Below are 19100 nucleotides of genomic sequence, written 5' to 3'. Positions count from 1 at the left end.
TCTATGTCAGCCAGGCCGTCGTGTCCGGGGCCAGCCGCCCTTCCTCCAGCGGCGCGCTCGCCATCAGCACCTCCCCCGGCGGCAACTCCACAGCCGTCCCCGAGAGGTTGGCCACGCAACGCCAGCCGTCCGAGCGGGCGAAGTGCAGGACGCCGGGCGGGCTGTCCGGCGCCCAGTCCAGCTCCTCGCCCGCCAGCAGCTTGCGGCGCAGGCGCAGGGCGCGGCGGTAGAGCTCCAGGGTCGAGCCCTCGACACCGTCCTGGGCCTCGACGGCGTACGCCGAGAAGGCCGACGGCTGCGGCAGCCAGGAACCGCCCGGGCCGAAGCCGTACGACGGTCCCGTCGTCGTCCACGGCAGCGGCACCCGGCAGCCGTCGCGGCCCTTGCGCACCCGTCCCGTCTGTTCCCAGATGGGGTCCTGGAGCACCTCGAAGGGCAGGTCGGCGACCTCGGGGAGGCCGAGTTCCTCGCCCTGGTAGACGTACGACGAACCGGGCAGCGCAAGCATGAGCAGCGTCGCGGCGCGGGCGCGGCGCAGGCCCGCGGACTCGTCGACGGCCGGGGCGTGGCCGCCGGACAGCAGCCAGGCGTTGTCGTCGGTGCCGGGTGGCAGCATCAGGCGGGAGGTGTGGCGTACGACGTCGTGGTTGGACAGCACCCAGGTGGCGGAGGCGCCTGCCGAGCGGGCGGTGGCGAGCGAGTCGGTGATGATCCCCTTCAGCTCTTCGGCGTCCCAACTCCCTTGGAGATACTCGAAGTTGAAGGCCTGGCCCAGTTCGTCCGGCCGGGCGTACAGGGCGCGCCGGGAGCTCGGGTTCACCCAGGCCTCGGCGACGGCCATGCGGGGCGGGCGGTAGGAGTCGAAGATCTTGCGCCAGTCGCGGTAGATCTCGTGGACCTCGTCGCGGTCGTAGAAGGGGTGGGTGCCGGGCGGGAGGTGCGGGAGCGAATCCTCGCCGCTGAGTTCCGGGGCGCCCAGGTCGCGCAGCGGTTCGCCGAGGTCCTTGGCGAGCGCGTGGGCCACGTCGACGCGGAAGCCGTCGACGCCGCGGTCGGACCAGAACCGCAGGGTGGTGCGGAAGTCGGCGCGGACCTCGTCGTTCTCCCAGTTCAGATCCGGTTGTTGGGGGGTGAAGAGGTGCAGGTACCACTGGCCGTCGGGGACCCGCTTCCACGCGCTGCCGCCGAAGACGGACTGCCAGTCGGAGGGCGGGAGTTCGCCGTGCGGGCCGCGGCCGTCACGGAAGACGTAGCGCTCACGGGCGGCGGATCCGGGGCCGGAGCGCAGCGCCTCCTGGAACCAGACGTGCTGGTGGGAGGTGTGGTTGGGGACCAGGTCGACGATCACCTTCAGGCCGAGGCGGTGGGCCTCGGCGGCCATGGCGTCGAAGTCGTCGAGGGTGCCCAGGCGCGGGTCGACGTCGCGGTGGTCGGCGACGTCGTAGCCGCCGTCGGCCAGTTCGGAGGGGTAGAACGGGCTGAGCCACAGGGCGTCCACACCGAGGGCGGCGAGGTGGTTCAGCCGCTGGGCGACGCCCTTGAGGTCGCCGAGCCCGTCACCGTCGGCGTCGGCGAAACTGCGGGGATAGACCTGGTAGATGACGGCCTGGCGCCACCAGTCGGGGTTGCTGGACGAGAGGTCGGGCGTGATGGTGCGGACAGTCACGCGGTCTCCTCGGGGTGTGTACGGGCGACAGTGAGAACTCTGTCCACTTGGCCGGATTGGCGAACACTGCGAAGAGCGGATCAGATCATTCCGAGCGTGACAGAATTGTGATTGCCCTCTGAACTTCCCTTGCATCACCGCAGGTTGACAGCGTTCTCCCATCCCCCGACGATGTGCTCACGCTGTGGCGCATGTGACCAATGAGCCCAGTGTTTCTTCTTCGACCACTCACCCCATGAGGGGATACGCATGTCCATAGCGAGACGTGTCATCACGCGACGCCTGCTGGGGACGGGCGCCGCCTCGCTCGCCCTCTGCGCGGCCACCGTCGCCTCCGCCTCCGGCGCCTGGGCCCACGGCACCCCCGGCGGAGACGGCTGGAAGTCCGGCGGCACCTACAAGCCCGGCACCGGCGCCGGCACGGAGACGGCCACCGACCGCTGCCAGTTCTCGCTGGACGGCACGAACTTCTACGACTCGGTCAAGGTCGACGACCAGAACCTGAAGGTCACCGACGACGGCAAGGTCCACATCACCGTGCGTGCCGCCGCCGACGCCACGACCTGCACCGCCTCGCTCGCCTCCTACCTCGCCCACGGGGCGACCTTCGCGACCTCCGGCGAGCAGGTCTTCGTCGACTTCGACACGGTCACGGTCAAGCCGGGCGGCACCGACACCCTCGACATCGCCGTGCCGGACGCGGGCTGCTTCGCGCAGATCGACCTGTACCGGGGTGCCGTGAAGTTCGACGGCAAGCTCGACGCGAACGACGGTTTCGAGCACGGTGACCTGCCCAAGGGCCCGGACCGCCCGGTCATCAAGGACAAGCTGATCGCGGCCTGGAACGGCGGCTCGAAGGACTGCACGACCGAGCCTCCGGCGACCGAGGAGCCCCCGACCACGCCGCCGGCCGAGCCGACGACCGACGAGCCGTCGACCCCGGCCGAGGAGACGACACCGCCGGCCTCGGAGACCCCGTCCACCGAGACCCCGACCCCGGAGTCCTCCGAGTCGACGTCCGCCCCGGCGCCCTCCCCGAACGGCGGCGACGGCGACCTCGCCCAGACGGGCGGCAGCAGCGCGACGGGCCCGATCGCGATCGGCGCGGCCGTCCTGGTCGCGGGCGGCGCGGCCTTCGTCGTGGCATCGAAGCGCCGCCGTACGGCGCGTTCCTGACCGACGACACGTGAAGGGGCCCGGGGTGATCCCGGGCCTCATAGGGCCGATCGTCGCCCTCGTCTGGGGCGCGTTCCGGCGCGAACGACCGGACTCGTTCGTGGTCGTGCCGATGGGAGCAATGGTGCTGTTCGCCGTGCTCTTAGCCCGGCGCCCATCAGGGCCCAACCCGCATCGTTGTTTCCGACTACATGGAACGCGATGAACGCCGCCGTGATGAAACAGAAGGGCGAGGCCCACAGGTTCTTGAGGGCGGAGGACATTTCGGTGGTGGAGGCCATGGGCGCTTTCCTCGTGCCGCTTCGGCTTCTTCCCTCAACCTCGCTGGTCAGAGCGGGTTTTCGAGGCGACCAGAACGTAACACGGCCTTCAGGCGCGTTCCACCGTCGACAGATACAGCTTTGCGAAGCGTTCGACGTGGACGTCCAACGCGACGTCCACCAGGGCCTGTTCGCGGGTGCCCGTGTGGAGTTCGGACTCGCCGAGGCGGGGGCGGCGGTCGACGATCGTCTGGCCTCGGGTCGGGCCCGGGGTCAGGGAGACCTCGACGGGCAGGAGACGGCTGGTGATGCCCGGCGGGTCCACGACCGTGCAGACGGCCCCGGCGTCGCCGATGCCGCCCGCCTCGGGGTCGGCGGTGATGCCGGGTGCGGAGGGGCGGTGGGCGAGCAGTTCGCCGGCGAGGCGGGTGCCGGGTTCCGCGCTCGCCCGCAGGCGCCGTACGTCCGCGCCCGGGACCACGACGCGCTGGAAGACGTCCAGGCCGTACATGGTGATCGGCACCCCGGCGGTGAGCAGGATCGCGGCCGCCTCCGGGTCGTGCCACACGTTGAACTCCGCGACCGGCGTGGCGTTTCCGCAGGCCACGGCGCCGCCCATGAAGACGATCCGCTCGATGTTGCGGGTCACCTCCGGATGGGTGCGCAGCAGCAGGGCGATGTTGGTCAGCGGCGCGGTGGGGATCAGCGTCACCGGGCGCGGGGACGCGAGGATCTCGCGGCGCAGCAGCGTCACCGCGTCCACGTCGGCCGGGGCGCGCGTCGGGGCGGGCAGGTTCATGTCGCCCATGCCGTCCTCGCCGTGCACGTGCCGCGCCGAGCGCGCGGACTCGATCAGCGGGCGGCCGGCGCCCCGGGCGACCGGGATCTCGGGGGCGCCGGCCTGCTCCAGCACGGTCAGGGTGTTGCGTACGACGCCGTCCACGTCCGTGTTCCCGGCCACGCAGGTGACCGCGCGCAGGTCGAGCCCCGGATGGCGTACGGCGAAGAGGAGAGCCAGCGCGTCGTCCACGCCGGTGTCGCAGTCGATGATCACCGGTATGGGCCGACCGTCGTCCGTCACGGCGGGGCTCCCCTCTCACGGGTGCGGTGGCGGGCCTACGAGAGGGACCCTACGGTGTGCCGTAGGTGGAGTGCGTCGCCGTATGGCGTCGCCGTACGTCTTCGTGCGCGCGATGTCATGCGGCGTCTCCGCGTTCTGGGGCGTCCCACAACTCGGGCCCGCGCGCCGCGACGCGAGCGGCGATCCGGCCGATGAGTTCCTCGGCGGGTACGGCCCCCGGCCTGCGCCCGTCCCGCAGCCGTACGGCCGCCGGCGCACCGTCCGCCTCCGCCTCCCGCTCCCCGATGACCGCCTGGTACGGCACGAGGCGTGCCGCACGGATACGGGCGCCGAGGGTGCCGTGCTCGGGACCGGCGAGTTCCGCGCGCACACCCTTTTGGCGGGCCAGGACCAGAAGTTTCTCCGCCGCCGCGGTCTGCGCCTCCGACACGGGGAGGACCAGCAGCTGCACCGGGGCGAGCCAGGCCGGAAACGCGCCGCCGTGCTGCTCGACGAGGTGGGCGACGGCCCGCTCCACGCTGCCGATGATGCTGCGGTGGACCATGACCGGGCGGTGCTTGGCGCCGTCGGGGCCGATGTAGTGCAGGTCGAAGCGTTCGGGCTGGTGGAAGTCGATCTGGACGGTGGACAAGGTCGACTCCCGCCCCGCCGGGTCGGCGATCTGGACGTCGATCTTGGGACCGTAGAACGCGGCCTCGCCCTCGGCGGCCTCGTACGGCACGCCGGCTTCGTCGAGGACCTCCCGGAGCAGGGCAGTGGCGCGGCGCCACAGCCCGGGATCGGCGACGTACTTGCCACCGCCTCCCTCGCCGGGGAGGGAGAGACGGTGCCGGGCGGCCCGGATCCCCAGATCGGCGTAAGCGCGGCCGATGAGTTTCAGGGCGGCGGCGGCTTCCTCGACGGCCTGGTCGAGGGTGCAGAAGATATGGGCGTCGTTGAGCTGGATCGCCCGGACGCGGGTGAGACCGCCCAGGACCCCCGACAGCTCGGATCGATACATGCCGCCCAACTCGGCCATGCGAAAGGGCAGTTCGCGGTAGCTGTGGGAGCGGGAGCGGTAGATCAGGGCGTGGTGCGGGCAGAGACTCGGACGCAGGACCATCTGTTCGGCACCGAGGTCCATCGGCGGGAACATGTCCTCGCTGTAGTGGTCCCAGTGCCCGGAGATCTCGTACAGCTCGCGCTTGCCGAGCACGGGCGAGTACACGTGCCGGTAGCCGGCCTCGCGTTCCGCCTCACGGATGTACTCCTCCAGCACATGCCGGACGACGGCCCCGTCGGGCAGCCAGTACGGCAGGCCCGCGCCCATCAGGGGGTCGGTGTCGAAGAGGTCCAGTTCGCGGCCGAGACGGCGGTGGTCGTGCATGGCTACTCCTCCAGGGGAAAGGACGAGCACCCACGACAAAGCCCCGGGGCACTCGCCCGGGGCTTCGGATTCGCTCAGCTGTCAGCGCGGCGCCGGGACGGGGTCCGGCGTCGTCGTCAGAGACGGATTGGCGCGCTGCATGGGCCGACGGTAACAGGGGCGGGCGCGATGCCGCGGTGATTTTTCCGGTTCCCGTCACCAGTGCGAAGCCATGTGGTTACGCTCAGCCACAGACCGGACTTGGGGGTGGTTCGCCTTGGTTCACATTCGTCAACTCGATCCCACGGCTTCTCCGTTGGACTACTTCGGCTACGAGCTGCGCAGGAAGCGGGAGGAGGCGGGGCTGACGTTGAAGCAGTTGGGCTCGGTGCTGTTCTGCTCCGGCTCGCTGATCGGCCAGATCGAGACGACGCTGAAGGTGCCGACGCGGGAATTCGCCGAGCGGGTGGATGCGGCGCTGTTGACGGACGGCTACTTTTCGAGGCTCGTGGGGCTGGTATTGCGGTGCCAGCTGCCCACGTGGTTCCAGCCCTACGCCGATATGGAGGCGAAGGCGACCTACATCTCCACGTATCAATGCCAGTTGGTGTACGGCCTTTTGCAGACCCAGGCGTACGCGGCGGCGCTGCTGAGCGTGGATCACCCGGAGAGGGTCGAGGAGATGGTCGCCGCCCGAATCGAACGTCAGCGGGTCCTGGAGCGCGAGCAGCCGCCCGCGGTGTGGGTGGTCCTGGACGAGTCGGTGCTGTACCGGATGGTCGGCGACCGGGGCGTCATGCGCGAGCAACTCGCCCACCTGTTGAGCTTCGGGATCAACCAGTCGGTGCACATCCAGGTACTGCCGTACTCCGTGGGAGGGCACACCGGGATGATGGGCACCTTCACGCTCCTACGCTTCGATGACCACCCCGACGTCTTCTACAGCGAGAGCTACGACCAGGGACACATGACCGCCAATCCGCAAGTAATCAGGGAGCGTTCGGTCGGATACGCTCGCTTGCAGGCCGCTGCCCTCTCACCGGAGGACTCGGCCGACCTGATCGCTCGCGTGATGGAGGAACGCTATGGACACCAGCAACCAGCTGAAGGCCGCGGCGTGGCGTAAGTCCAGCTACAGCGGCACCAGCGGCGGCGAATGCGTCGAGTGCGCCCCGCTCGGCTCAGCCGCCTGGCGCAAGTCCTCGTACAGCGGCAGCAGCGGTGGCGAGTGCGTCGAGGTCGCCGACCTCATGCCCCGCATAGCCGTCCGTGACTCCAAGAACCCCGAGGTCGGCAACCTCACGCTCACCCCGGAGGCATACACCGCCTTCGTGGCGTTCGTCGCCGAAGGCTGACGCTCGGGCCGGGCCGGCGTTCGCCGCCAGGATCAGCGTTGCCACGGCGACCAACGCGGCCGCGAGGCCGCGGGTGTAGCGCTCGGTGGTGCTGGTGCGTTCCTGCACGGCGACCTCGCAACAGCCATGGGTTAACCACGTTTAATACGCGGTTTAACCTAGGCGCTGTCGGACTCGAACGGCAAGGGGCACAGGGGGAGTTGAGCGATGTCGGACCGTGACGATCCCGGGACCATCGGGCGAAGGGTGCAGCAGCTACGGGCCGATCGTGGGCTGACGCAGAAGCAGTTGGCGGAGCCGGCGTACACCCCCGCGTACATCTCCACGCTGGAGGCGGGCCGTGTCCGTGCCTCCGACGACGCGCTGAGGCATATCGCCGAGCGGCTCGGCGTGGCCTTCGAGGAGCTCGCGACGGGACGGCCCGCCTATCTCGTCACGGATCTGCGGCTGCGGCTGACCGAGGCCCAGCGCGTGCTCGCCACCGGTGACGCCGAGGCCGCCGTGGAGCAGTACACCGCACTGCTCGCGGAGGCGGAGTCGCACGGGTACGCCGAGGAGCGGGCGGCGGCGCTGCTCGGGCTCGGCGAGTGCGGTATCGACGCCGGTGAACTCAGCTCCGCCCAGCGGCACTTCGAGCAGGCCGAGCAGGTGCTGACGGAGGCCGACGCGCCGCTGCCCTCCCGGATCCCCGCGCTGCGCGGGCGGGCCGTGTCGCACTACCTCGCCGGGGAGCTGCGGTATGCGGTCTACCTCCTCGAATCCGCCCTCGACGAGCTGAACCGCGGGGGACTGCACGACCCGGACGCCCTGCTGCTGCTCTACGCCAGCGTCATCGGCCCCTACATGGACATGGGCGCCCACGCGCGGGCCGCGCAGGCCGCCGAGTACGCCCTCGCCCTCGCACCGCAGGCCGGCGACCCGGCGCTGGTCGCCCGGATGCACCGGTCGGTCGCCCGCACCCTGCTCGCCGAGGGGCGGGTCGCCGAGGCCGACGCCTCCCTGGCCAAGGCGGCCGAGCTGTACCGCCGGCTCCAGATCCGTACCGAACTCGCCAACTGCCACTGGATGCGCGGCTACGTCTACGCCCAGAACGGCGACCTGGAGCGCGCCGAGGCCGAGCTGCGCGAGGCGCAGACCATGCTCACCGCCAAACGCGCCGCCCTCTACACCAGCCAGGTCGCCGTCGAACTCGCCGACGTACTGCACCGGCGCGGCAAGTCCGACGAGGCCGCCGCCCTGCTGCGCGAGGTGCTCAGCGACCTCAGCCCCGAGCGCGGCGCCCTGCACTCCGCCGCCGCCCACCGGCTGCTCGGCATCATCGCCGAGGACGCCCGGGACACCGAGACCGCCGAGGAGCACTACGTCCGCGCCCTGAGCCTGCTGGAGCGCGCGGGCGCGGCCGGCGACCTGGCCGACCTGTGCCGTCTGCTGGGCGACCTGCTGCGCCGCACGGGCCGCGTGGAGGCGGCCCTTGACGCTTACCGGACGGGGCTCGGACACCGTACGGCTCCCGGGACCACCACACTCGGACCCGCCCCCGCACAGCCTCCTCTGTGAGGAACCCAAGCCTGCGCACAGTTCCCACCGGTTAGCCTTCGCAGAGCTATTCGAACAGGTGGGGACGGGCACGGTGGAGAACCAGCGGACCGTGGTCGACGGGGTGCGGCTCGTCGTACGCGCGCTCGTGTACGCCGTGCTCGGCGGCGCCGCGCTCATCGCCATCGCGACGGTCGCCTCGGTCCTCGGCCCGATGCTCGCCCTCGACCTCTACACCCCGCCCGTCGCCGCCTGGTGGACCGTGTTCACGGCCATCGCGGTGCAGGGCGTGCCGTTCCTGCTGCTCGGCACGGTCGTCTCGGCGGCGATCGGGGCCTTCGTACCGGAGAGGGTCTTCAGCCGGCTGCTGCCGCGCAATCAGGCCCTCGCCGTGCCCCTCGCGGGCGCGGCCGGTGTCGTCCTGCCGGGCTGCGAGTGTGCGTCCGTGCCGGTGGCCGGGAGTCTGATGCGGCGCGGTGTCGCGCCCGCCGCCGCCCTCGCCTTCCTCCTCTCCGCGCCCGCGATCAACCCGGTCGTCCTGGTGGCCACGTCCGTCGCCTTCCCCGGACAGCCGGAGATGGTCCTCGGCCGGCTGGTCGCCTCGCTGGCCACGGCCGTGGTGATGGGCTGGCTGTGGGCCCGGTTCGGCCGCGACGAGTGGCTGCGACCGCCCAAGCGGCACGCCCACCCGGCCGCCACCGGCCTGCGCGCCTTCACCGCCGGGCTCCAGCACGACTTCCTGCACGCGGGCGGCTTCCTCGTCCTCGGCGCGGCGGCCGCGGCGACCTTCAACATCGCGGTGCCCCGCTCCGTACTGGACCTCTTCACCGGCTCGCCCTGGCTGTCGGTGCTGCTCCTCGCCCTGCTGGCGGTCGTGCTGTGCGTGTGCAGCGAGGCGGACGCGTTCGTCGCCGCGTCGCTGACCGGCTTCTCGCCGACCGCGCGGCTGGCGTTCATGGTGGTCGGCCCGATGGTGGACCTGAAGCTGATCGCCCTCCAGGCGGGCACGTTCGGACGGTCCTTCGCCCTGCGGTTCTCGTCCGTGACCTGGGTGGTGGCCCTGGTGAGCAGCGTGCTGGTGGGGTGGTGGCTGCTGTGAGGCGGTACGGGCCGGCGGTGCTGCTGCTCCTGACGGGCGCGGCGATCCTGCGGATCTCGCTGTTCAGCGAGCTGTATCTGCGGTATGTGCAGGCGGGGCTACGGCCATACCTGGTCGTGTCCGGGCTTCTGCTGGTGCTGCTGGCGGTGGCCGCGGCCCTTGTCCGGCGACCGGAACAGGAACCGCACGCCGAGCAGGGCCAGCCCACTGAGCACGATGAACACGCCGGCCGCGATCAGCAACGCGAGCACGGCGAGCACGACGAGTCCGACGACGATTCCCAGCCCCACGATCAGCACGGCGGCCACCATAGCCCCCGCGTCGCCTGGCTCCTCACCCTCCCCGCCCTCGCCCTCCTTCTCTTCCCGCCCCCGGCCCTCGGCTCCTACAGCGCCGAGCGCGAGGCGGCGCAACGCGCGGCGCAGGGGGTCGGGCACTTTCCCGCGCTGCCGGCCGGGAACCCGGTGGAGCTGACGCTGGCGGAGTTCGGCTCCCGGGCGATCTACGACAGCGGACGGTCGCTGTCGGGCCGTACCGTCCGGCTGACCGGGTTCGTCACCCGCGACGACGACGGCACCTGGTACGTGACCCGCCTCCTCATCTCCTGCTGCGCCGCCGACGCCGCCACGAGCAAGGTCGAGATCCTGGGCGCGGACGCCCCGCCCGACGACACCTGGATCACCGTCACCGGTGCCTGGCACCCCAAGGGCAAGCTCGGCACTGACGGCGCCTGGCCGCCCGTGCTGGACGCCGGGTCGGTGCGGCGGATCGGACAGCCGGCCGATCCGTATGAGAAGCGGTGACGCTCCGCTGGGGGAGCGGCGATCTGCCCGTCGGTCGGCTGCGGCGCCGTCGTGGCTGATCGCGCAGTTCCCCGCGCCCCTTTGGGACGCTGTGGCCGACGGGGTTTCGCGGTGGCCCCTACGGGTAGTCGGGCGGCGTCCAAGGCGTCGGCCACGCTCACAACGAGGAGGGGCTAGGAGGCTGCCGTGCGGCCCAGAGACGATCATCCCGGCGGGCCGGGACGAGAGCGGGCCGCTTCCGCGGACGCGCTCGGCGAGATCGTGCGCGGTGCGGGCCCCGGCGAGATTCCGGTGCGGCTGTGCGAGGTCGCCGTGGAACTGCTGCCCGTGTCCGGCGCGAGCGTGTCGCTGCACAGCGCGGGCCTGCCCGTCCAACTGGGCGCGAGCAGTGCGCGGGCCGCGTATATCACCGAGGTCCAGGCCACGTTGGGCGACGGTCCCTGCCGGTCGGCAGCGGAGAGCGGCACCCCCGTGCTCGCCCGCGACCTGACGGGCGGCCAGGACGTCCTGCGCTGGCCGGTCTTCGCCCAGGAGGCGACGGCCGCCGGGGTGCGGGCGTCGTACTCGGTGCCGCTCGGCAACGAGACGGTGTGCGTGGGCACGCTCGATCTGTATCGCGACTCTCCCGGCGATCTCACCGACCGTGATCTGCGGACGGCGCGGCTGGTGGCCGGGTTGATGACCGCGGCGCTGATACAGCTGCCGCACTCGGACGAGGAGGGCCGGCCCGGTTCCGAAGAGTGGCTGAACGGCCTGGCCGCCGACCATGACCAGGTCTACCAGGCCACCGGCATGCTCATGGCCCAGCTGGGCGTCGGCACGGACGAGGCGCTGGCCCGGCTGCGGGCGTACTCGTACGCTCACGGGCGTACGGCGCTCGACGTGTCGGGGGACGTGGTGGGGCATCGGCTGCGCTTCGACCGGGATCAGGGCGAATAGCCGCACCTAAGATCGCCGCCATGGACTCGATAGGTTTCTTCCTCGCGGCGGTCGCGCTCGTCATCGTCTTCACCATCGAGAACCGGGTCTCCCGCGTGGACCGGCGAGTTGCCCGGGTCGAGCGCAAACTCGACCTGATCATCGACCACTTGGGGCTGCGGGAGGACGACCCCCGGATGCAGGAGGTCGTCACGCTCCTGCGCAGCGACAAGAAGATCCAGGCGATCAAGGTCTACCGGGAGATCACCGGGGCGGGCCTGAAGGAGGCCAAGGACGCGGTCGAGCGCATGGCGTAGCGCACGGCACCGCGCCTCGCTCACACGTCCTGACGGCCCCGCTTCCTGACCTCCTCCAGACGGTGGGCGCCCAGTTCCACGGCCGCCCACGTTGCTTCGGCCGGAACCTCGCCGAGGCCGCCGTTGGTGACGGTGATCGTGTCGTCGCCGACGCGGACGGCGGCGACGTCGAGGGTGAGCGTGGGCGCGTCCTCGTCCTCGGAGATGCCCGTGAGGACGATCCGCAGACCCTGCCGGGCGTCGCCGACCTGCGGCAGTTCGCTCTCCCTGACCTGCACGGCCATCTGTCCGCCGCGGGCGGTCGCCTCGAACCGGCCGCACTGGTCCGGCATGGCGCCGAGCCACGCCAGGGTCCGGTCCACGTCCGCGGGCCGATGGGCCACGATCTGGTAGCGCAGCTGGGCCCCGTCCCACTCGTCGTCCAGCCCGATCGAGGCGCGCGTACGGGCATCCGCCCCGAACAGGTCGTCCGCGTAGAGGGCGTCGAGCAGCCGTCGGCACTCCGCCGGCTCGGCGCCCGCCTTCAGCATGGAGTCCCGCCAGGTCGCGAACCCCTGGGTAGGCACCCATGGTTCACCGAGGTCGGCCTCGCTGATCAGGGCGGCCTGCGCCTGCGCCTCGGTGAGCGTCGGGTCGGCCGCGGGAGCACGCGACGCGGTGCCGGCGGCCCCCGGAGAGGCCGGGGCACCCACGGTCCGGGCCGCCCTGTCCGGCGCGACGACGGAGCACGCGGGCGCACTCAGCAGGGCGCCCGCGGAGAGCACCGCGACGATGACGGCACGGACCGGGAAACGGGGCATCGCGGGCCTCCTGGGCCGGGATCGAGGACACACTCAAGATCGGAACGTCCTCCTAAGGCACCACCCCGCCGACCCGTCCACCAGCGCGCCGGGCCTTCCGGGTGACGGCCGATCAGGTACCTCGATCAGTCCCCGCACACCCTGCGGTACGGCACATCCGGCAGATACGTCCGCCACAGTCCGCCACCGAGCCGCCCCCGGCGGGGACACTTCCCCCAGTCCCGCCGGGGGCTCCCACTCGTTCTCACCGGCCTCTTACGCCCCCCTTCACCCGGCTGTCAGTGCCATGGCCTAGCCTTCGATCACTTACGGCGAGACGCGTGCCCTTCTTCCTGCCGCGTCCGCCCTCTCCTCTCTTTTTTCGTTCCGGGGGGTTCGAAAAACCGTGCGCAGACGCACCCTTCCCGCCGCGACCGCACTCGCGGTCCTCTTCAGCTCGGTCGCCCTGGTCGCGGCCGGCGCCGGGTCGGCAGCCGCCGACACCGCCACCACCCTGCCCCTGAAGTCGACCGGCGACGTCGTCGTCGACGGGGCCCACCAGCGGGTCTTCATCAGCGACCCGACCGCCGGCCAGGTCGTCGTCACCAACTACGCCGGCACCGTCCTCGGCGCCGTCGGCTCGCTGCCCGGTGTCCGCGGCCTGGAGCTCTCGCCCGACTCGGGCACCCTGTACGCGGCGGTGGGCGACGCCGACGCGATCGTGGCCATCGACACCGCGACCGCGACCGAGGCCCACCGCTGGTCCACCGGCACCGCCGGTCCGAAGTACGTCGCCCTCACCGGCGGCAAGGTCTGGTTCAGCTACGGCTCCGGCGGCGACGGCAACATCGGCTCGCTCGACCTGAGCGGCACCGACCCGGTCCTCGCCCTGGGCCAGGACACCGGCCGCACCTTCTACGACGCCCCGATCCTGGACGCCTCCGCAGGCGCCCCGGGCACGCTCGTCGCGGGCGCGCCGGGCCAGAGCCCGGTCGTACTCGCCGTGTACGACGTCTCGTCGGGCACCGCGAGCCGCAGCGCGTACGCCTTCGACCCGGGGAACACCGGCGGCGGCAACCTCGCCGACCTCGCGGTCACGCCCGACGGCAAGGACGTGATCACCGCCAGCGGCGCCCCGTACTACCAGGCGCTCTACAAGCTGTCCGACCTGTCGGCGGACGGCAAGTACGTCACCAACACCTACCCGAACGCGGTGGACATCGCCCCGAACGGCGATGTCGCGGCGGGCACCAGCTCCTGGTACGACCCGGACGTGCACGTCTTCAAGCAGGGCGCGTCGAGCCCGGTGAAGCAGTACGACTTCCCCAACACCGGCAGCAGCAGCGGCTCCGACACCCTCGCCGCGCGCGGCCTGGCCTGGGCGCCGGACGAGAGCAAGCTGTTCGCGGTGTCGTCGAACAACAGCGACGTGTACTCGCTGCGGATCTTCGACGCCCCGACCAAGACGCCCGTCACCCTCACGGCGAACGCCCCCGCGACAGCGCCCCGCGCCAAGGCCCTCACCGTCACCGGCTCGCTGACGTCCTCCTCCGCGTTCCCGGCCGGCACCAAGGTCTCCGTCACCCGCACCGACGACGAGTCCCCCGCCGGCAAGGCGCTGGGCACGGCGACGGTCGCGGCCGACGGCTCGTACTCCTTCGCGGACACCCCGCAGGCCGGCGGCAAGGTGACGTACACCGTCTCCTACGCGGGGGACGCGGACCACGCGGGCGCGACCGCCACCCGCTCGGTGACGGTCGCCAAGTCGACGGCCACCGTGACGCTGAACAACAACCTCAAGGTGTACGGCTACAACAGCAGCGTCACCTTCACCGCGCACCTCGGCACCACGTACAAGAACCGCACGGTGGAGATCTGGGCCGACCCCTACGGCGCCGACAAGCCCAACGCCCTGGTGAAGAAGGGCACGGTCGACGCGAGCGGCAACCTCACCGCGACCGTCCGCCTGACCCGGGACGCCAAGGTCAGCGCGAAGTTCACGGGCGACACGCGGTACGCGGCGAAGACGACGACCAACACCGTCTACACCAAGGTGAGCGTCTCGTCGTCGCTGAGCGGCGCCTACAAGACGGCCACGGCCTGGAACGAGAAGTACTCCTACTTCCGCCAGTCCAAGGACCCCGTCTACAACACGGCGATGACGATGTACCCGGGCCGCAAGTACCAGTTCCAGATCCAGCAGTTCTACAGCGGCGCCTGGCACACGACGGCCACGGAGTACTTCGGCCTCGACCGCTACGGCAAGGACTCGGTCCTGCTGGACGACAACCCGCCCACGGGCGTCCGCTTCCGGATCCGCTCGTCCTACATCGACACGCAGTCGGGCGACAACGTCAACGCGACGACGTACGGCGGGTGGAAGTACTTCACCTTCACCCGCTGACCTGCAGCTGCTCCAGCCGCTGATGCACATTCGCCAGGGCGCCGCGCCGGCGCCCTGGCACCTTGCTCCTCAACTCCGCCAGGGCGGCGCCCAGTTCACGCGCCAGCACCGCGTCACGGACCTGCCCCCACTGGTGGTGGGCACGGTCGACCGCGGCCTCCACGGCGGGCGCGTCCGGCTCCTGCCCCGCCCCGAGCCGCGCCGATGCCACGGCCAGCCAGGTCCGGCAACTACGCACCGGGTCCCCCGCCAACATGGCCAGATCGGCCCGCACCTCACTCCAGTGCAGAGCCTCCTGGGAGCCGGCCCCATGGGCCCGCACGGCCCCCTGCTCCTCCCCGGCGGCCAGCACATCGGCGTCCTCGTGCCGTCCGGACTCGACGGCGGCGGTGATGGCGTCGTGCGGGTTGCCCGGGGCGGGGGTGGGCGGGGTGCTCGGCAGGGCGGTCAGGACGAGGGTCGGCGGGCCGGCCGGGACGGTGGCCGACGAGGGGCTCGGCAGCGCGTTCGCCGCGGGGACCGGCACGAGGGCGGGCGCGGGACTCGACGGGGTGCTCGCCGCCGGGGCGGTCGGCGTGAGGGCCGGCAGAGGGCCCGGCGCGGCGGCCGGCGCCTGGTTGCCCGGCGCGGGACTCGGCAGATGGCCCGGCGGTGGCGGCGGTGCGAACGCCGGGGCCGGCATGGGCGGCAGGTAGCCCGGTGCGGGCGCCTGCACCGGTGCCTGGGCCGTCAGGACGATGTCCGTGCCCGTGCCCGCCTCCGGGGAGATGCGCGCGAGTGCCTGCTGGTGCAGCTGGTCCAGAGGCGGGCGGTGGCCGCTGCGCAGCAGGGTGGCCACCGCCTTCATGTACGCCGGGCCCGCCACCGTACGGCGGTTCGGAGGCGGGGCGATACGGCCGTACACCGCGCTGCCGCGGCCCGAGTCGAGGGGGTTGGCGCGCAGCCACTCCCAGGTCTCCGCGTCGGCGTGCAGATCGACGACGAGGGAGGTCGAACCCGGGGCCCGCAACCGCAGTTCCTCACGGAACCAGTGCCAGGGGAAGCCGGTGTAGCGGACCGTGGCCGGGGTGGAGCGGGCCAGCGCCAGGTGGGGCAGATGCTGGCGGCGGTCCAGCTGGAGCTGGCCGGCGACGAACACGGTGAGCGGTCCGGGGGCGACCGCCGCCGCACGCAGGCGGGTGAGGACGGCCTGCGGTTCCAGCGGGTCGGCGAGTTCGACGACGTTGGCGGTCTCGGTGCCCGACAGCACCGCCGGCGGCACCGCGGCGAGGATGGGAAGCACGGAGGCGGCGTCCACCAGACAGCCCTTGCCCACCGGTGAGGCGGCGAGCAGCAGCACGGTTCCGGGCATCGGTCCCTCCCCATCCCCCGTCGATCACGTACGGCAGCACCGTAACCGCTGCGGGTGCAAAGGGGGGATCTCAGGCCTGCAAACGTCCGCTTCCGTCCCCATTCCCCACGTTCTCCACTCCTTTCCCGCCACCCTCCCGCCGTACCGCGAACACCGTGGTGTCGTCGGCCAGATGCCCCCCGCAGTGCCGCAACGTCCGCTCCCGCACGAAGGCGACCAGCCGCCGGGGCCGCGCGATGCCCGGGTCCGCGGCGACGGCCTGGGCCACGTCGGCGGCGAGCGGGTAGAACTCGCCGGCGCTGTTCCGGGCCTCCGTCACCCCGTCCGTGGTCAGCAACAGGGTCTCCCCGGGACGCAACAGCACGCGCAGGGCGGGCGGCGGGCCGACGGCGGGGTCGAGTTCGCCCATGCCGAGGGGAAGGCCGTGCGCGCCGGGCGGCAGGGACCGTATCCCGTCGGGGGCGACCACCAGCGGAGGGTCGTGGCCGAGGACGACCGTGTCCACCACCGCCGGATCCGCCTCGGGGAAGCTGATCAGCACGGCCGTGGCGAACCGGTCGTCGTCCTCGCGGCCGAGCGCCGCGCGCATGAGGATGTGCCGCTGGAGGCGCTCCTCCAGACGTACGGCGACGGTCGCCAGGTCCGGCTCGTGATACCCGGTCTCACGGAAGGTGCCGAGCAGCGCGGCCGCCGCCTCCACCGCCCCCAGCCCCTTGCCCTGGACGTCGCCGACGATGACGCGGGTGCCGTGCAGGCCGATCTGGATGTCGTAGAAGTCGCCGCCGACCCGGGCCTCGCTGTCGGCGGCGAGATAGACGGCCGCGTGCTCCAGACCGCCCCAGCCCGGCGGCAGCGGGCGCAGCACGGTGCGGCGGATGGTCGCGGCGACGTCCTGCATGTGCAGCATGCGCCGCTCGCCGCGCACCCGGATCGCGCAGGCCAGCGTGGCGAGGACGCCGCCGATGGCGGCCAGCACGAGATCGGGCAGGCCGGCCTGGAACTCGTGCGGCAGGACGGCGTCCGCGCCGACGTACGTGGCGGGCGCGAGCACCGCGTACATGGCCGTCCCCCACACCCCGCAGATCGCGGCGGCGATACCGGGTACCAGCACGATCCAGGAGAGGATCCGGAAGTCGCTGCTGGTGCGGAAGTCGATCAGCACGATGCCGATGAGCAGCACCAGCGGCGCGAGCCAGGCGACGCTGCGGCCCCGCACGCGCAGCAGCTCCTGCCGGCGCGCGTCGCCCTTCAGGCCGGTTGCGCCGTCGCTGACGGCCCTCATGCGCCTCAGACAAGCACGGCGTTCAGCGCGGCGCATCCGGGTACCCGGGGCCAAGTCACCGAGGTCGACACGCACGTCGACTTGCCAGCCGACCGCCCCAGGTGTGCGCTGGAGGGCGGGGGCGAGGAGAGAGGAGTGCTCTCATGGCTCATGCGGCACCCGCGCCCGGCGGAAGGGCCTCAGGGAGGGTCATGGCCCGCCCGAGCCACCTGCCCGATGTGTTCAGCGCGCGCACGCACCAGATCGTGAGCGTCGCCCTGCCACTCGTCCTCGGGCTGATCTACGGCTACTGGGCGGCGGCGAACCGGCGCTCCGGCGGCGAGATCACCGGCTGGAACCTGCTCTTCGGTTTCGTCACGACGATCGCGTTCATCATCGTCTACGTCGGGGTCCGCGCCCTCGCCCCGTACATGAGGCGCGAACTGCACGCGGTGGTGTGGGCGGCCTTCACGGGCGGCGCGTTCGGCTTCCTGTACAGCCAGACCGACGCGTCCGTCCTCAGGTCGTCCCTGATGGGGCTCGCGGTCGGCGCGGTCTGCTTCGTGGTGATGTTCTACCGCTACTACACACACGAGGACGCGCAGGGCCACCGCCTCGGCTGAGGAGTGCACGGGCCGGCCCCGGCACCATGGCCGGGGCCGGCCCGTTTCCCCTTCATCCACCCACGAACCCGGTCTTTCTCGCTCCCCTGATCCATGAGACACCCGTTCGGGTGAACCCTCCACCGGAGAGCGCTGCCGTGCGGCCGTATGCAGGCATCCCGCTGGCGGCCCCGCCGCCGTGACCCTTGCCTGAAGGGGTGCCCACCCGTCTGCGGAACGCCCTGTCGGCAGCGCTGATCGCCCTGTCGTGCCTCCTCGTGCCGTTCGGCGCGCTGGCGGCCTGGGTGACCTACGGGCTGGCCGACACCGGCAGATACGTCGCCACGATGGCGCCGCTCGCCGCGGATCCCGCGGTGCAGGGCGCGGTCGCGGACAGCGTCGAGGCCGGGATCATGCACGAGGTCGACGACCTGCTGGAGGCGTCACCGACGGCGCCCGAGCCCGGCATCGTGCGGCCCTTCATCGACGACGCCGTGCGCTCCTTCACCCGGACCGAGGCCTTCCGCACAGCCTGGGAGGCGGGCAACAGGGCGGTCCACGACGCCGTGCTGAGGGCCCTTCAGGACGGCCGCGAGCGTACCGTCACCGTCGATCTGGCCCCGGTCACCGCCCAGGTCAAGCGCCGGCTCACCGACGACCACGTCCCGTTCGCGCACCGCATCCCGGTCGAGCACACCGCGGTCCCGGTGCTCCCGGCCGACGAACTGGAACGGCTCAGGAAGGGATACGACGTGCTCGAAGTCGCCGGTTTCTGGCTGCCGGTCTCGGCCGCCGTCCTCGCCGCGACCGGCATCGCCGTCGCCGCGTGCCGCCGCCGCGCGGTCACCGCGACCGCGCTGGGCACGGCCCTCGGCGGCGCGTTCCTCGCCCTGGCGGTCGCGATCGGGCGCCGGCTCACCGTGGCCGACGTGCCCGAGGCGGCGTACCGCCCGGCCGCGGGCGCGATCTACGACGCCCTGACGGGGACCCTGCGCACGGTGTCCTGGCTACTGGTGGTCCTCGGCCTGACCGTGGCCCTGGCCTGCCGGCTCACGGAGTTCCTCGCACGACGCCGGCGAGCGTCCGCAGGGCCCGCCGCAGATCCGACTCAGGAACCGACGCGAGCCCGAGCCTGACAGCGTCCGGT

Annotated in this window: 17 protein-coding genes; 11 read left to right on the top strand and 6 right to left on the bottom strand. The window is 72.0% G+C overall.

Annotation, left to right across the window (positions count from 1 at the left end; all coding sequences use genetic code 11):
* Window position 1: 1 nt before the first annotated feature.
* Window positions 2-1666, bottom strand: a complete 1665-nt coding sequence (locus ACFQ6S_RS22195) for a glycoside hydrolase family 13 protein (RefSeq protein WP_383412313.1) — start codon at window positions 1664-1666, stop codon at window positions 2-4.
* A 249-nt stretch (window positions 1667-1915) separates the two neighbouring features.
* On the opposite strand from ACFQ6S_RS22195, the gene ACFQ6S_RS22190 reads away from it, so the two are divergent.
* The gene (locus tag ACFQ6S_RS22190) at window positions 1916-2842 is read left to right on the top strand and encodes an LAETG motif-containing sortase-dependent surface protein (protein ID WP_383412311.1); all 927 of its coding nucleotides are present in this window, start codon (window positions 1916-1918) and stop codon (window positions 2840-2842) included.
* A gap of 369 nt (window positions 2843-3211) precedes the next feature.
* Here ACFQ6S_RS22190 and ACFQ6S_RS22185 read toward each other — a convergent pair whose 3' ends face one another.
* Together ACFQ6S_RS22185 and thrS are read right to left on the bottom strand one after the other, a co-directional pair.
* Window positions 3212-4183 (bottom strand): nucleoside hydrolase, encoded by a 972-nt coding sequence (locus ACFQ6S_RS22185; RefSeq protein ID WP_383412308.1) that lies wholly within the window; start codon window positions 4181-4183, stop codon window positions 3212-3214.
* 115 nt (window positions 4184-4298) lie between these two features.
* Entirely contained in the window at window positions 4299-5549 is a 1251-nt protein-coding gene (gene thrS / locus ACFQ6S_RS22180) for a threonine--tRNA ligase (RefSeq protein WP_383412305.1), read from the bottom strand.
* 256 nt (window positions 5550-5805) lie between these two features.
* Here thrS and ACFQ6S_RS22175 point away from each other — a divergent pair, with 256 nt between their 5' ends.
* From ACFQ6S_RS22175 to ACFQ6S_RS22145, 7 genes are all read left to right on the top strand, one after another.
* Window positions 5806-6654 (top strand): Scr1 family TA system antitoxin-like transcriptional regulator, encoded by an 849-nt coding sequence (locus tag ACFQ6S_RS22175; RefSeq protein ID WP_383412303.1) that lies wholly within the window; start codon window positions 5806-5808, stop codon window positions 6652-6654.
* Window positions 6614-6883, top strand: a complete 270-nt coding sequence (locus ACFQ6S_RS22170) for a DUF397 domain-containing protein (RefSeq protein WP_383412301.1) — start codon at window positions 6614-6616, stop codon at window positions 6881-6883. Before ACFQ6S_RS22175 ends, ACFQ6S_RS22170 begins: the two co-directional genes overlap by 41 nt.
* 207 nt (window positions 6884-7090) lie before the next feature.
* Window positions 7091-8440 carry a tetratricopeptide repeat protein gene (locus ACFQ6S_RS22165; RefSeq protein WP_383412298.1) on the top strand — a complete coding sequence of 450 codons (1350 nt, stop codon included), beginning with the start codon at window positions 7091-7093 and terminating at the stop codon, window positions 8438-8440.
* A 73-nt stretch (window positions 8441-8513) separates the two neighbouring features.
* Entirely contained in the window at window positions 8514-9518 is a 1005-nt protein-coding gene (locus ACFQ6S_RS22160; protein ID WP_383412296.1) for a permease, read from the top strand.
* A complete protein-coding gene (locus tag ACFQ6S_RS22155) occupies window positions 9515-10321 on the top strand; it encodes a TIGR03943 family putative permease subunit (protein WP_383412981.1) in 807 nt (268 codons plus the stop codon). Before ACFQ6S_RS22160 ends, ACFQ6S_RS22155 begins: the two co-directional genes overlap by 4 nt.
* 186 nt (window positions 10322-10507) lie before the next feature.
* Window positions 10508-11260 (top strand): GAF and ANTAR domain-containing protein, encoded by a 753-nt coding sequence (locus tag ACFQ6S_RS22150; RefSeq protein ID WP_383412293.1) that lies wholly within the window; start codon window positions 10508-10510, stop codon window positions 11258-11260.
* A gap of 20 nt (window positions 11261-11280) precedes the next feature.
* Window positions 11281-11556 (top strand): ribosomal protein L7/L12, encoded by a 276-nt coding sequence (locus ACFQ6S_RS22145; protein WP_383412290.1) that lies wholly within the window; start codon window positions 11281-11283, stop codon window positions 11554-11556.
* A gap of 20 nt (window positions 11557-11576) precedes the next feature.
* Here ACFQ6S_RS22145 and ACFQ6S_RS22140 read toward each other — a convergent pair whose 3' ends face one another.
* A complete protein-coding gene (locus tag ACFQ6S_RS22140) occupies window positions 11577-12356 on the bottom strand; it encodes a hypothetical protein (RefSeq protein ID WP_383412287.1) in 780 nt (259 codons plus the stop codon).
* A 385-nt stretch (window positions 12357-12741) separates the two neighbouring features.
* Between ACFQ6S_RS22140 and ACFQ6S_RS22135 the strand changes: the two genes are divergently transcribed.
* Window positions 12742-14739 (top strand): Ig-like domain repeat protein, encoded by a 1998-nt coding sequence (locus ACFQ6S_RS22135; protein WP_383412284.1) that lies wholly within the window; start codon window positions 12742-12744, stop codon window positions 14737-14739.
* Here ACFQ6S_RS22135 and ACFQ6S_RS22130 read toward each other — a convergent pair.
* Together ACFQ6S_RS22130 and ACFQ6S_RS22125 are read right to left on the bottom strand one after the other, a co-directional pair.
* Window positions 14729-16090: a hypothetical protein gene (locus tag ACFQ6S_RS22130; protein WP_383412281.1), complete on the bottom strand. Its 1362-nt coding sequence runs from the start codon at window positions 16088-16090 to the stop codon at window positions 14729-14731. The genes ACFQ6S_RS22135 and ACFQ6S_RS22130 overlap by 11 nt on opposite strands.
* Window positions 16091-16160: 70 nt before the next feature.
* The gene (locus ACFQ6S_RS22125; protein ID WP_383412278.1) at window positions 16161-17372 is read right to left on the bottom strand and encodes a PP2C family protein-serine/threonine phosphatase; all 1212 of its coding nucleotides are present in this window, start codon (window positions 17370-17372) and stop codon (window positions 16161-16163) included.
* 143 nt (window positions 17373-17515) lie between these two features.
* Here ACFQ6S_RS22125 and ACFQ6S_RS22120 point away from each other — a divergent pair, with 143 nt between their 5' ends.
* Both ACFQ6S_RS22120 and ACFQ6S_RS22115 read left to right on the top strand, forming a co-directional pair.
* Window positions 17516-17974, top strand: coding sequence for a hypothetical protein (locus ACFQ6S_RS22120; RefSeq protein ID WP_383412275.1), 459 nt, complete (start codon window positions 17516-17518; stop codon window positions 17972-17974).
* Between the two features lie 197 nt (window positions 17975-18171).
* Entirely contained in the window at window positions 18172-19089 is a 918-nt protein-coding gene (locus tag ACFQ6S_RS22115; protein WP_383412272.1) for a hypothetical protein, read from the top strand.
* Window positions 19090-19100: the final 11 nt, after the last annotated feature.

Source organism: Streptomyces sp. NPDC056479 (assembly GCF_042795335.1).
Taxonomy (GTDB): domain Bacteria; phylum Actinomycetota; class Actinomycetes; order Streptomycetales; family Streptomycetaceae; genus Streptomyces.
The sequence above is the reverse complement of the archived record's forward strand: the minus strand, read 5'-3'. Positions and strand labels throughout refer to the sequence as shown.

Excerpts from the sequence above, each read along its gene's own strand:
- ACFQ6S_RS22125 (WP_383412278.1), bottom strand. The coding sequence starts at position 17,372 with ATGAGGGCCGTCAGCGACGGCGCAACCGGCCTGAAGGGCGACGCGCGC.
- ACFQ6S_RS22165 (WP_383412298.1), top strand. The coding sequence starts at position 7,091 with ATGTCGGACCGTGACGATCCCGGGACCATCGGGCGAAGGGTGCAGCAG.
- thrS (WP_383412305.1), bottom strand. The coding sequence starts at position 5,549 with ATGCACGACCACCGCCGTCTCGGCCGCGAACTGGACCTCTTCGACACC.
- ACFQ6S_RS22120 (WP_383412275.1), top strand. The coding sequence starts at position 17,516 with ATGGCTCATGCGGCACCCGCGCCCGGCGGAAGGGCCTCAGGGAGGGTC.
- ACFQ6S_RS22130 (WP_383412281.1), bottom strand. The coding sequence starts at position 16,090 with ATGCCCGGAACCGTGCTGCTGCTCGCCGCCTCACCGGTGGGCAAGGGC.
- ACFQ6S_RS22170 (WP_383412301.1), top strand. The coding sequence starts at position 6,614 with ATGGACACCAGCAACCAGCTGAAGGCCGCGGCGTGGCGTAAGTCCAGC.
- ACFQ6S_RS22140 (WP_383412287.1), bottom strand. The coding sequence starts at position 12,356 with ATGCCCCGTTTCCCGGTCCGTGCCGTCATCGTCGCGGTGCTCTCCGCG.
- ACFQ6S_RS22190 (WP_383412311.1), top strand. The coding sequence starts at position 1,916 with ATGTCCATAGCGAGACGTGTCATCACGCGACGCCTGCTGGGGACGGGC.
- ACFQ6S_RS22145 (WP_383412290.1), top strand. The coding sequence starts at position 11,281 with ATGGACTCGATAGGTTTCTTCCTCGCGGCGGTCGCGCTCGTCATCGTC.